The organism is Streptomyces resistomycificus, from assembly GCF_001514265.1.
Classification (GTDB): Bacteria; Actinomycetota; Actinomycetes; order Streptomycetales; family Streptomycetaceae; genus Streptomyces; species Streptomyces resistomycificus.
In genome coordinates this window covers 609,074-621,956 of record NZ_KQ948990.1, presented here as the reverse complement: position 1 = coordinate 621,956, position 12,883 = coordinate 609,074, and the positions used below count along the sequence as shown (strand labels likewise).

The following is a 12,883-nucleotide window of genomic DNA, read 5'->3' as shown; positions in this document are numbered from 1 at the left end:
ACTGAACACCCGCACATTCCTACGAGGAAGGCACGGCCGCCGCACGTGAGGGACACACGAGAGAGCCGGCTGCTCCTGGTGCTGCTGGTCGCCGTCGCGTTCGCGCTGATCACGGTGGACATCCGCGGCGGTGAGGACTCACCGGTCGACGGTGCCCGCCAGGGCGCGGCCACCGTCTTCGGCCCGATCGAGGACGGCGTGTCGTCCGCGGTCGACCCGGTCGGCAACGCCGTTTCGGCCATCCGTGACTCCGGCGAACGCCACGACCGGCTCGCCGCGCTGGAGAAGGAGAACGCGGCCCTCGAGGCGAAGCTCGGCAGCGACGACCGCAACCGCAGCCGCCTCGCCCAGCTCGACAAGATGATGAAGCTCTCCGGAGCCGGCCAGTACGGCATCAAGGGCGCCCAGGTCATCGCCATAGGAGCGGCCCAGGGCTTCTCCTGGACCATCACCATCGACGCCGGCGCCAACGACGGCCTCAAGCGCGACATGACCGTCCTGAACGGGGACGGGCTCGTCGGGCGGGTCACCACCGTCGGCCCCGACACCGCGACCGTGCTGCTCGCCAACGACCCCGACTTCACCGTCGGCACCCGCATGGAGAAAAGCGACGAACTCGGCTTCGCCTCCGGGCAGGGCGACCGCCCGCTGCGCGTCGAACTCCTCAACGGCAAGGCCGAGATCAAGAAGGGCGACCGCCTGGTCACCTTCGGCTCGCAGGCCGACAAGCCCTTCGTGCCCGGCGTGCCGGTCGGCGTGGTCGCCCGCGTCGACCCCTCCGGCGGCGGCCTCACCCGCACCCTCTACGTCACGCCGTACGTCGGCTTCTCCAAGCTCGACATCGTCGGAGTCGTCGTCGAGGCCCCGAAGAAGGACCCGCGCGACACGGTGCTGCCCGCCAAGCCCAAACCGACCCCCACGCCGACCGTGACGGTGACCGTCACCCCGTCCGCGAACGCCCCGGTCGACGGCCAGATCCAAGAAGAGCAGTAGGAGCTTCAGCCCATGCGCGTCAACAGGATCCTGCTGTCCACCTCGCTGGTCGTCGTCGCCCTGGTCCTCCAGGTGAGCGTCCTGGCCCGTCTGCACCTGCCGGGCGCCGTCCCCGACCTCCTGCTCCTCACCGTCCTGGGCCTCGCCCTGGTGTACGGCCATGTCGGCGGCGCCCTCGTCGGGTTCGGCGCCGGTCTGCTCGCCGACCTCGCCCCGCCCGCCGACCACGCGGCCGGCCGCTACGCCCTCGTGCTGTGCGTCATCGGCTACCTCGCGGGCCTGGCGAAACCGGAGAACGGCCGGCTGAAGTCGGCCACCGGCCCCATGGTCGTCGTGGCCGCCGCCGCCGTCGGCAGCACCCTGCTGTACGCCGGGGTCGGCGCCCTCGTCGGCGACACCGCCGCCCGCCATGTCGGCCTGCCCAGCCTGCTGTTCACGGCCGCGCTGTACGACCTGCTGCTCGCCCCGTTCGTCGTCCCCGGCATCATGGCGCTGGCCCGGCGCGCGGAGAACGACCCCCTCGCGGACACCAACTCCACCGCCAAGGCGACCGACATCTCCTCCGGCTGGCTCTCCTCGGGCACCGGCCTCAAGATCGGCGGCCAGCGGGGCGGCCTCGGCGCCCTGAAGACGAAGGCCCGGACCCGTACCGCGCGCGTGGGCCGCATCAAGGGGGTCAAGCGGCTGTGACCGCGCGGGAGTTGACGGCCGTACCGGATGCCGGGTTTCACAGGTCCGTCGGATATGACACATACACACACGGCTCGTCCACGCACTGAGAGGGGGAGGCAGCCGCAGTGACCAACATCCCCGAGACCGGCCGGACCCCACGGGTCCAGATCCGGCTCGTCGTCATCCAGATCCTCGTCCTCTCCCTGCTCGGCACCCTCGGCGGACGCCTGTGGTACCTCCAGATCCGCGAGGGCGACGAATACGCCAAGGAGGCCTCCGGCAACCACGTCCAGCAGGTCGTCGAGCCCGCCGTACGCGGTTCGATCCTGGACGCGCGCGGGGTGCCCCTGGCCGACAACGAGACCCGGCTGGTGGTCTCCGCCTCCCGCACCGACCTGCTGAAGATGAAGGACGACGGCAAGGCCGTCCTCGCCAAGCTGGCCGGCGTGCTGGGCATGAAGCCCCGGGAGGTCATGGAGAAGGTCCGGCTGTGCGACTCCAAGACGCCGCAGCCCTGCTGGAACGGCTCGCCCTACCAGCCGATCCCCATCACCGACGAGGCGACCGCCAAGCAGGCCCTGCAGATCCGCGAGCGCGCCGAGGACTTCCCCGGCATCACCGCCGAGCCCGAGGCCGTGCGCCGTTACGCCGCCCCCGGCAAGTCCAACACCGCCCAGGTCCTCGGCTACCTCTCGCCGGTCACCGACGAGGAGATCACCAAGGCCCAGGACACCGACTCGCCCTACCTGCGCTCCGACCAGGTCGGCCGCAGCGGCCTGGAGCGCGAGTACGACAAGGAGCTGCGCGGCAAGGCCGGCGTCACCCGCTACGAGGTCGACAACCTCGGCCGTGTCATCGGCGAGGCGGAGGCAGACCCCGCCCAGGCCGGCTCCAACCTCGTCACCAGCATCGACGCCCGTGTCCAGCGGGTCGCCGAGTACGAGCTGAACGACGCGATGAAGAAGGCCCGCCTGGAGTGGGACCGCAACACCAACGAGCAGTACAAGGCCGACTCGGGCGCGGTCGTGGTCATGGAGAACAAGACCGGCCGCGTGGTCGCCATGGCGTCCAACCCGACGTACGACCCGAACGCCTGGGTCGGCGGCATCTCCGCCAAGGACTACACCAGGCTCACCGGCAAGAACTCCAACTACCCGCTGCTCAACCGCGCGATCCAGGGCCAGTCGGCGCCCGGCTCCATCTTCAAGGTGGTCCCGACGGCCGCCGCGGTCAACGCCGGTTACTCCTTCGACGGCCCCTACGAGTGCTCCAGCTCCTACTCGCTGGGCGGCCAGGTCTTCAAGAACTTCGAGTCCAAGGGGTACGGCCCGATCAGCCTCGGCCGCGCCCTGGAGGTCTCCTGCGACACCGTCTTCTACCGGCTCTCCCACGAGGAGTGGAAGCGCGACGGCGGCACCAAGCCGAAGAAGAACGCCAACGACTGGTTCTACAAGACCGCCCACCAGTTCGGCCTCGGCGCCGAGACCGGCATCGACCTGCCCAACGAGGTCACCGGCCGCATCCCCGACCGCCAGTGGAAGCTCGACTACTGGAAGGCCAACAAGGACGTCTGGTGCCGGACCGGCAAGAAGGACGGCAGCTACGCCGAGAAGATCGCCTACGAGAACTGCCTCGAAGGCAACCGGCTGCGCGCGGGTGACTCCATCAACTACTCCATCGGCCAGGGCGACACCCTCGTCACCCCCATCCAGATGGCCACGATCTACTCGGCGATCGCCAACGGCGGCACCCTGTACGACCCGACAGTCGGCAAGGCGATCCTCAGTCCCGACGGCAAGACGGTCACGGAGATCAAGCCCAAGTCGCACGGCAAGCTGCCGATAAGCAAGAAGACGCTGGCCGAGATGGACGAGGCCCTGGAGGGCGTCGCCACCCGCGGTACCGCGGCCTGGCGGTTCGCCGACGTCGGCTGGCCGCAGGACAAGATCCCGATGCACGCCAAGACCGGTACCGCCGAGGTCTACGGCAAGCAGACGACGTCGTGGTTCGCCACGTACACCAAGGACTACTCGGTCGTGATGACGATCTCCCAGGGTGGTACGGGTTCCGGCGCCTCCGGTCCGGCCGTGCGCAACATCTACGACGCGCTGTACGGCGTCTCCGACGACGGCGCCGTCAACCCGAAGAACGCGCTGCTGCCCACCCCGCAGAAGGGCCTGCCCAAGGTCCGCACGGACGGGACCATCAAGTCCCCGAAGGTCGCGAAGGACCCGGCCAAGGAGCAGCGGGCCAACCAGGAGGGCGCCGCCGAGGAGGGCGGCGTCCAGCAGGCGGCGACCGTGAACACGCCGGCCACCGGCAACCGCAACACCCGGCGCCGGCCGCGCCGCAGGGGAAGCCGGAGGATGCTCGCATGACCGGCGCCAACACCTTCCAGGTCTCCGGGTACGGGCCCCAGCGCGCGGGCTGGGCCCGTCTGTTCGCCCGTGACTCGCTGGCCCGCCGCCTCGACTGGCCGATACTGCTGGCGGCGCTGGCGCTGTCCGGCATCGGCTCGCTCCTGGTCTTCTCGGCGACCCGCAACCGCACCGAGATCAACCAGGGCGACCCGTACTACTTCCTGATCCGGCACATCATGAACACCGGCATCGGGTTCGCCCTGATGCTCGGCACCGTCTGGCTCGGCCACCGCACCCTGCGCACGGCCGTACCGATCCTCTACGGCGCCTCGGTGTTCCTGATCCTGATGGTGCTCACCCCGCTCGGCTCGACCGTCAACGGCGCGCACTCCTGGATCGTGATCGGCGGCGGCTTCTCGCTGCAGCCGTCCGAGTTCGTGAAGATCACGATCATCCTGGGCATGGCGATGCTGCTCGCGGCCCGGGTCGACGCGGGCGACAAACCCCACCCGGACCACCGGACCGTGCTCCAGGCCCTCGGGCTCGCCGCCGTACCGATGCTGATCGTGATGCTGATGCCCGACCTCGGGTCGGTCATGGTCATGGTCATCATCGTGCTGGGTGTGCTGCTCGCCTCCGGCGCCTCCAACCGGTGGGTGTTCGGACTGCTGGGCGCGGGCGCGGCCGGCGCGATCGCCGTCTGGCAGCTGCACATCCTGGACGACTACCAGATCGCCCGCTTCGCCGCCTTCGCCAACCCGAGCCTCGATCCCGCCGGCGTCGGCTACAACACCAACCAGGCCCGCATCGCCATCGGATCCGGCGGCCTCACCGGTTCGGGCCTCTTCCACGGCTCGCAGACCACCGGCCAGTTCGTACCCGAGCAGCAGACCGACTTCGTGTTCACGGTCGCCGGCGAGGAGCTGGGCTTCGTCGGCGGCGGCCTGATCATCGTCCTGCTCGGGGTGGTGCTGTGGCGCGCCTGTCGCATCGCCCGCGAGACCACCGAGCTCTACGGCACGATCGTCGCCGCCGGGATCGTGGCCTGGTTCGCCTTCCAGGCCTTCGAGAACATCGGCATGACCCTCGGCATCATGCCGGTGACGGGTCTGCCGCTGCCGTTCGTGTCGTACGGAGGTTCGTCGATGTTCGCGGTCTGGGTGGCGGTGGGACTGCTGCAGTCGATCCGGGTGCAGCGGCCCATGTCGGCCTGATGGGAGTAGCGCCCCCTGCCGAATCTCCCGTCCGCCGACTAGATTCGGTTCATGGCGGACACCAAGCGTGAGATCGAGCGGAAGTACGAATCCGACGACAGCGGGCTGCCGGACCTGACCGGCGTCGCCGGGGTCGACACCGTCCTGGACAAGGGCGTCGCGGAACTCGACGCCACCTACTACGACACCGCCGACGAACGCCTCGCAACGTCCTCGATCACCCTGCGGCGCCGCACCGGCGGCTCCGACGCGGGCTGGCACCTGAAGTTCCCCGTCTCCGAGGGCGTCCGCGACGAGGTCAGGGCCCCGCTCTCGGACACCCTCCCGGACGACCTCGCCGGGCTGGTCCGCTCCCGGGTCCGCAACGCCCCACTGCGGCCCGTCGTCCGGCTGCGCTCCGCCCGCGACGTGCGCGACCTCCTCGACTCCGAGGGACGGCTGCTCGCCGAGGTCAGCGTGGACGCCGTCCACGCCGAGCGGCTGTCCGGCGGGGACGGCGACGCCCAGTGGACCGAGATCGAGGTGGAGCTCGCCGACGGCGGCGACCCGGCCTTCCTCGACAAGGTGGACAAGCGGCTGCGCAAGGCGGGCGTACGGCCGTCGAAGTCGTCGTCGAAGCTGGCCCGTGCCCTCGCGGAGACCGCGCCGAAAAAGAAGCGCAGGTCCGGCCCGGCCAAGGACCCCGTCACCGCCGGCGACCACGTGCTCGCCTACGTCCGCACCCAGCGGGACGCGATCGTCGAGCTCGACCCGGCCGTACGCCAGGACGCCGAGGACTCCGTGCACAGCATGCGGGTCGCCACCCGCCGGCTGCGCAGCACCTTCAAGTCGTTCGGCGGAATCCTCGACCGGGCCGTCACCGACCCGATCGGGGAGGAGTTGAGGTGGCTCGCCGGTGAGCTCGGCGTGGACCGCGACCACGAGGTGCTGACCGAACGCCTGACGACGGCCCTCGACGAGGTGCCGCGCCCACTGGTGTCGGGCCCGGTCGCCGAGCGGCTGCACCTGTGGGCGAGCGCCAGGCACGGCGGGGCCCGCGGCCGTCTGATCGGCGTCCTCGACTCCCGGCGCTACCTCGACCTGCTCGACGCGCTGGACGCGCTCGTCGCCGACCCGCCGCTGCTGAAGGCGGCCGGGAAGAAGCCCGGCAAGGTGATCGCCAAGGCCGTGAAGAAGGACTTCGGCAAGGTCGCCGCCCTCGTGGAGGACGCGGTCGAGCTGCCGCCCGGCACCGACCGGGACGTCGCCGCCCACGAGGCCCGCAAGAAGGCCAAGCGCACCCGCTACGCGGCGGAGGCGGCGCGCCCGGTCCTGGGCAGGCCGGCCAAGGACCTGGTCAAGTCCATGAAGGCGCTGCAGAACCTGCTCGGCGAGCACCAGGACAGCGTGATGTCCCGCCGCGCCCTTCGTGAGCTGTCCGCGGTCGCCCACGCGGCGGGGGAGAGCGCCTTCACGTACGGGCTGCTCTACGGGCGGGAGGAACAGCGCGCGGCAGCCGTGGAGGCCGAGCTGCCCGGGTTCTGGGACGGGATCAGGGACGCGGTGGCGGGCCTCTGAACCCGCGGGCGTGCGGGGGGTGCTCGCGGCCGCGTTACGCTAGATGGTCACCCCTGTCAGTACAGTCCCGCTCACGAAGGTTCGCGACATGCCTGCCGAAGTCGCTGCGTCGGTCTTCCCGCAGCTCGAAGCTCTGCTCCCGCATGTGCAGAAGCCGATCCAGTACGTCGGCGGTGAGCTCAACTCCACCGTCAAGCCGTGGGAGTCGTGCGACGTCCGCTGGGCGCTGATGTACCCGGACGCCTACGAGGTCGGGCTGCCCAACCAGGGCGTCATGATCCTCTACGAGGTGCTGAACGAACAGCAGGGCGTCCTCGCCGAGCGCACCTACAGCGTGTGGCCGGACCTCGAGGCGCTGATGCGGGAGCACCGGGTCCCGCAGTTCACGGTGGACAGCCACCGGCCGGTCCGGGCGTTCGACGTGTTCGGCCTGAGCTTCTCCACCGAGCTCGGCTACACGAACATGCTGACGGCGCTGGACCTCGCCGGCATCCCGCTGGAGTCCAGGGACCGCGGCCTCGACGACCCGATCGTCCTGGCGGGCGGCCACGCGGCCTTCAACCCCGAGCCGATCGCCGACTTCATCGACGCGGCGATCATCGGCGACGGCGAGCAGGCCGTCCTCGACATGACGCGGATCATCCGCGAGTGGAAGGCGGAGGGCCGTCCCGGCGGCCGCGAGGAGGTCCTCCTCCGGCTGGCGAAGACCGGCTCGGTGTACATCCCGGCGTTCTACGACGTCGAGTACCTCCCCGACGGCCGTATCGCCCGCGTGGTCCCCAACAGGTCGGGGGTCCCGTGGCGTGTCTCCAAGCACACGGTCATGGACCTGGACGAGTGGCCCTACCCCAAGCAGCCCCTGGTCCCGCTCGCCGAGACGGTCCACGAGCGCATGTCGGTCGAGATCTTCCGCGGCTGCACCCGCGGCTGCCGCTTCTGCCAGGCGGGCATGATCACCCGCCCGGTCCGGGAACGCTCCATCACCGGCATCGGCGACATGGTGGAGAAGGGCCTCAAGGCGACCGGCTTCGAGGAGGTCGGCCTGCTCTCCCTGTCGTCGGCGGACCACACCGAGATCGGTGACATCGCGAAGGGTCTGGCGGACCGGTACGAGGAGGACAAGATCGGCCTGTCGCTCCCGTCGACCCGCGTGGACGCGTTCAACGTGGACCTGGCGAACGAGCTGACCCGCAACGGCCGCCGCTCCGGTCTCACCTTCGCCCCCGAGGGCGGTTCGGAGCGCATGCGCAAGGTCATCAACAAGATGGTGTCCGAGGAGGACCTCATCCGGACGGTGGCGACGGCGTACGGCAACGGCTGGCGTCAGGTGAAGCTGTACTTCATGTGCGGCCTGCCGACCGAGACCGACGACGACGTCCTCCAGATCGCCGACATGGCGATGAGCGTCATCCAGAAGGGCCGCGAGGTCTCCGGCGCCAACGACATCCGCTGCACGGTGTCCATCGGCGGCTTCGTCCCCAAGCCCCACACCCCCTTCCAGTGGGCCCCGCAGCTCTCCGCCGAGGAGACGGACTCCCGTCTCCAGAAGCTCCGCGACAAGATCCGCGGCGACAAGAAGTACGGCCGTTCCATCGGCTTCCGCTACCACGACGGCAAGCCCGGCATCGTCGAGGGCCTCCTCTCCCGCGGCGACCGCCGCATCGGCGCGGTCATCCGCGCCGTCTACGAGGACGGCGGCCGCTTCGACGGCTGGCGCGAGCACTTCTCCTACGACCGCTGGATGCAGAGCGCCGACAAGGCCCTGGCCCCCTTCGGCGTCGACGTCGACTGGTACACGACCCGCGAGCGCACCTACGAGGAGGTCCTCCCCTGGGACCACCTCGACTCCGGCCTCGACAAGGACTGGCTCTGGGAGGACTGGCAGGACGCCCTCGACGAGACAGAGGTCGAGGACTGCCGCTGGACGCCGTGCTTCGACTGCGGGGTGTGCCCCCAGATGGACACGTCCATCCAGATCGGCCCGACGGGCAAGAAGCTGCTGCCGCTGACGGTCAAGAACGCGGCGCCGGCGCCCGCTTCGAGCGGTCACTCGCACTGAGGTCGGGTCGAAGGGGGGGCGGTTCGATGAGTGCCGAGGACGAGTTCATCGACGCGTGGGTGGACGTGGAGGAGCTGCTGCCCTGGCTGCCGCTCGATCCCTATTTCGTCGGCGAGGACCGGCGGGACGCTCTGGTGGAGGTGCTGAAGGGGTCCCGTCTCTCCGTCCTGGAGATCGACCTGGCGGGCGTGCGGGAGGAGGGGGGCCTGCAGGCCGGGTTGGCCCAGGCGCTGGCCAAGCCCGAGGAGTACGAGGACAACTGGGATGCGTTGCGGGACCTGCTCCAGGAACGTGGCGCGGAGCGCCCTTGGCAGATCGCGGTCGTCTTCACCTCGGCTTCCTCCTTCCTGCGCGCGGACGTGCACGGGTTCGTGAGATCCGTGGCGCTGCTGCACTCCTTCGCCCGCGAGATGTCCGACCTCGACGACCCGTACGGGCAGTTGGAGCTCTTCTACGTGGGGGACTGGACCACCGAGTCGTGAGGCCGGCCCTCGGGACGGGAAGAGCTCCTGAGTCAGGCGTCGGCAGCCCAGGGCGAGAGCGTCGTACGGAGGCTGTCGCCTGAGTGGCGCTCTCAGCTCGCGGTGGCACTTCCCGCTTCTTAGCGTGGCGATATTCGCTACGTAGGAGGTGGACATGCCAGTGAGCGAACCGCCGGCGGGCGGACCTCCGGCGAGTGGTCCGCAGTGGGGGAACCGGGGAGATGCTCCCCCTCCCGGACAGTGGTCGTCTCCTCCTGAGCCACCGCAGAGGCAACGCCGTGGGCGTGGCTGTCTCTGGGGATGCGCGGGCGCCTTGGCCGTGGTGGTCGTCATCGTCGTGGCCGTGCTGGTGATCGCGCAGGGGGACAGCGACGAGAGCACCACACCTGCGCCCAGCGAGACCACCGCGGGGAGCACGACGCAGGAGGCGGAACAGGAACCCCAGGGCAACAGCGAACGAGCGGACCTCGTCAGCTTCCGGCTGGACGACCGCTCGGCAGCCGGTCTCACCGACATCTGGATCGCCTGGACGATCAAGAACAGCAGCAGCGAGAAGTCCGACTACTCATGGGACTGGGAGGCGGTCGACGCCGACGGCACCCGTCTGGAGAACGGAACGCAACTGGAGACCGACGTGCAGCCCGGCCAGACCGCCCGGGGCGAGTACCCCACGACGCTCAAGAGCGCGACGGGCATCGAACTCAACATCACCAGCTTCAACCGCACCGCCGGCTACTGACACCTCCGCAGCCGGCTGCGGCTGCCGTTCGTGGTAGCCGCAGCCGTGCGCCCCGTGCCGGCGGCTACTTGCTGGCCGCGAAGCGCATCAGGGCGAGTTGGTCGCCCTGCTTGATCTTCCCCGTCACGTTGATGACCTCGAGCTTCCAGCCGTTGCCGGACCGGACGGCCTTGGCGACGGCGCAGCCGTTGTCGGTGGTGAGCATGCTGGGCCAGATGTCGGCGACCTGCTGGGAGCTGCCGCCGCTCGCGTCGTACACCTTGAAGCTGATGTTGCGCGCCTTCTGGAAGGAACTGCCCTTCTTGTAGGCGGCGGCGACGAACACGATCGAGGTGATGTGCGGCGGGACCTTCGCGAACTCGACGGTGACCGTCTCGTCGTCGCCGTCCCCGTGCCCGGTCTGGTTGTCGCCGCTGTGCAGCAGGGAGCCGTTGCCGATGGGGTCGAGGGAGTCGAGGCCGGCCATCCGGACCGGGTCCGCGTCGTGCATGGCGATGGCGATCAGGTCGAGGTCGGTGCCGGACTTGCGGCGGAGCATGCCCATGACTCCGCCGCTGCTGCCGGCGGTGGGGTCCCAGGACACCCCTATGGACAGATGGGTCACCCCGTCCAGATCCGCGGGACCGTCTTCCTTCGTGAGCGTAATCATGGCTGGATCATCCTCTGCCGGGGCGGGAGCGCGAAAGCCGCACGGCTTCCGGGGTGGGCGGGCGGCCGGCGGATATGCGCGTTACTGGATCCGTACAGGCCGTTGCGGCGTCTACGTCGGTATGGATCTGGAGAAGGCGTCGGCGCGGCCGCAGCAGCCCGAGGGGTGCCTGGTCGTCGCGATCCGCATTCCGGTGCGGATCGTGGTGCTCGTGCTGGTCGTGCCGGTGCGCATGGTGTGGGACGCGCTCGTGGTGGTGGGCCGGTTCCTGAACGACGCGGTTTTGCGACCGCTCGGACGTGCGCTGCTGTGGGTCGGGCGGGCCGTGTTCGTCTGGCCGTTCGTGGGGCTGTGGCGTTACGTCCTGGTGCCGCTCGGAAAGGGGCTCGGGTGGCTCGCCACCGTGCTCGTCGTCGTGCCGCTCGGCTGGCTGTACCGGTATGTGCTGACGCCCCTCGGCCACGGCCTCGTCTGGCTCGTGCGGGGGCTCGGGGCGGGGGCGGCCTGGGTGTACGCGCGCGTGCTGACGCCGATCGGGCACGGAGTGGTGTGGCTGCTGCGGGGGCTCGGGGCGGGGGCGGCCTGGGTGTACGCGCGCGTGCTGACGCCGATCGGGCACGGCGTGGTGTGGCTGCTGCGAGGGCTCGGGGCCGGTCTCGCCGCCCTCGGGGTCGGGATCTACACCTGCCTCGCCTGGCTGGCGCGGTATCTCCTCGTCGTACCCGCGATGTGGGTGTACGAGTGGGTCCTCACGCCGATCGGGCGGGCGATCGCCTGGTGTGTCAGGGGAGTCGCCTGGTGCATCGCCATGATCGTCACCGGGATCGGCATGGCCCTGTACTGGACCACCCGCGTCCTGCTCGTGCTGCCCGCGCTCGCCCTGTGGCGCTGGGTCCTCGCACCCCTCGGCCGGTTCCTCGCCGTCGTCGCACGGGAGATCGGGGAGGCCCTCGGGCACGCCTGGCGGATCGCCGGGCACATCTCGCTCGCCGTCGGGCGGTTCCTCGCCACCCTCTTCCGGTGGATCTTCGTGGAGCCCGTGCGCTGGGTGTACCAGACCGTTCTGACACCGGTCGGGCATGCCGTACGGGACCTGGTCCTGCGGCCCGTCGCCGAGGCCGCGCGCAGTGTGGGGCGGGCCACCCGGCAGGCCCTCCGCGCCGCCCGCGAGTCCGCGCGCCAGGCCCGCGCCGACGTCCGGCGCATGATCTTCGGGGAGCGCGGGCAACCGCAGATGGTGGACCGACGGGAACCTCCGGGCCACGAGACACGTACTCTTGGTAGAAGTACGACCGCTCTCACGAAGGACTGAACGACACTGGGCAAGCGACAGCCCGAAGGCCCGCCGCCCGCACCCGCGGTGCAGCGCATCCGACTGCGCTACACCAAGCGCGGCCGCCTCCGGTTCACCAGCCACCGTGACTTCCAGCGCGCCTTCGAGCGTGCGTTGCGCCGCGCCGAGGTGCCGATGGCGTACTCGGCGGGTTTCACACCGCACCCGAAGGTGTCGTACGCCAATGCCGCACCCACCGGCACGGGCAGTGAGGCGGAATACCTGGAGATCGCCCTCACCGAGGCGCGTGACCCGGAGAAGCTGAGGTTGCTGCTCGACGAGTCGCTGCCCACCGGCCTCGACATCGTCGACGCGGTCGAGGCCCGGACCTCCGGGCTCGCCGACCGGCTCACGGCTTCCGTCTGGGAGCTCAGGCTGGACGGCGTGGACCCGGCCGACGCCGAACGCGCGGTCGCGGTCTTCGACGCCGCCGAGGTGGTGGAGGTCCAGCGCAAGGCCAAGAACGGCATCCGGACCTTCGATGCCCGCTCCGCGGTCGTGCGACTGGAAACACACAGTGAACCGGCTGATAGGCCGACCGACCAGCCCTGTGCGATACTGCGGCTGGTTGTTCGGCACGTGACGCCTGCCGTACGACCCGACGACGTCCTGTCCGGTCTTCGCGCCGTGGCCGACCTGGCGCCGCCGGTCCCCGCAGCGGTGACCAGGCTGGCGCAGGGGCTGTTCGATGCGGATACCGGCACGGTGACCGACCCGCTCGCGCCCGACCGCGAGGCAGCGGCGGCCCTCTCGACGGCCGCACCCGCTGCCGCCGCGACGGCGCCGGTGCCGGAAGGTTCCGCGTAGGGACGGACGTCGTAAGCG

General features: G+C 70.2%; 11 protein-coding genes. 10 read left to right on the top strand and 1 reads right to left on the bottom strand.

Features of this window, described 5'->3' with window-relative positions; translation table 11 throughout:
* The first annotated feature begins 45 nt into the window (after window positions 1-45).
* The 8 genes from mreC to AQJ84_RS12830 all read left to right on the top strand — a co-directional run bounded on the left by mreC (window position 46) and on the right by AQJ84_RS12830 (window position 10,076).
* Entirely contained in the window at window positions 46-993 is a 948-nt protein-coding gene (mreC, locus tag AQJ84_RS12865) for a rod shape-determining protein MreC (RefSeq protein WP_030042827.1), read from the top strand.
* Between the two features lie 12 nt (window positions 994-1,005).
* Window positions 1,006-1,683 (top strand): rod shape-determining protein MreD, encoded by a 678-nt coding sequence (gene mreD / locus AQJ84_RS12860; RefSeq protein WP_030042828.1) that lies wholly within the window; start codon window positions 1,006-1,008, stop codon window positions 1,681-1,683.
* A gap of 107 nt (window positions 1,684-1,790) precedes the next feature.
* On the top strand, window positions 1,791-4,043 hold the full coding sequence (gene mrdA, locus AQJ84_RS12855; protein WP_053190508.1) for a penicillin-binding protein 2: 2,253 nt from the start codon (window positions 1,791-1,793) through the stop codon (window positions 4,041-4,043).
* The gene (gene rodA, locus AQJ84_RS12850) at window positions 4,040-5,239 is read left to right on the top strand and encodes a rod shape-determining protein RodA (RefSeq protein ID WP_030042832.1); all 1,200 of its coding nucleotides are present in this window, start codon (window positions 4,040-4,042) and stop codon (window positions 5,237-5,239) included. Before mrdA ends, rodA begins: the two co-directional genes overlap by 4 nt.
* Before the next feature lie 51 nt (window positions 5,240-5,290).
* Window positions 5,291-6,796 carry a CYTH and CHAD domain-containing protein gene (locus tag AQJ84_RS12845; RefSeq protein WP_030042833.1) on the top strand — a complete coding sequence of 502 codons (1,506 nt, stop codon included), beginning with the start codon at window positions 5,291-5,293 and terminating at the stop codon, window positions 6,794-6,796.
* An 88-nt stretch (window positions 6,797-6,884) separates the two neighbouring features.
* On the top strand, window positions 6,885-8,855 hold the full coding sequence (locus AQJ84_RS12840; RefSeq protein WP_053190509.1) for a TIGR03960 family B12-binding radical SAM protein: 1,971 nt from the start codon (window positions 6,885-6,887) through the stop codon (window positions 8,853-8,855).
* 26 nt (window positions 8,856-8,881) lie between these two features.
* Complete coding sequence (locus AQJ84_RS12835) at window positions 8,882-9,337, top strand: barstar family protein (protein WP_030042834.1); 456 nt, start codon at window positions 8,882-8,884, stop codon at window positions 9,335-9,337.
* Between the two features lie 319 nt (window positions 9,338-9,656).
* Complete coding sequence (locus AQJ84_RS12830) at window positions 9,657-10,076, top strand: hypothetical protein (protein ID WP_225889097.1); 420 nt, start codon at window positions 9,657-9,659, stop codon at window positions 10,074-10,076.
* 64 nt (window positions 10,077-10,140) lie between these two features.
* On the opposite strand, the gene AQJ84_RS12825 is transcribed toward AQJ84_RS12830, so the two are convergent.
* The gene (locus tag AQJ84_RS12825) at window positions 10,141-10,725 is read right to left on the bottom strand and encodes a TerD family protein (RefSeq protein WP_030042835.1); all 585 of its coding nucleotides are present in this window, start codon (window positions 10,723-10,725) and stop codon (window positions 10,141-10,143) included.
* A 121-nt stretch (window positions 10,726-10,846) separates the two neighbouring features.
* Here AQJ84_RS12825 and AQJ84_RS12820 point away from each other — a divergent pair, with 121 nt between their 5' ends.
* Entirely contained in the window at window positions 10,847-12,037 is a 1,191-nt protein-coding gene (locus AQJ84_RS12820) for a hypothetical protein (RefSeq protein WP_059198818.1), read from the top strand.
* Between the two features lie 48 nt (window positions 12,038-12,085).
* Entirely contained in the window at window positions 12,086-12,865 is a 780-nt protein-coding gene (locus AQJ84_RS12815) for a TIGR03936 family radical SAM-associated protein (protein WP_053190513.1), read from the top strand.
* Window positions 12,866-12,883: the final 18 nt, after the last annotated feature.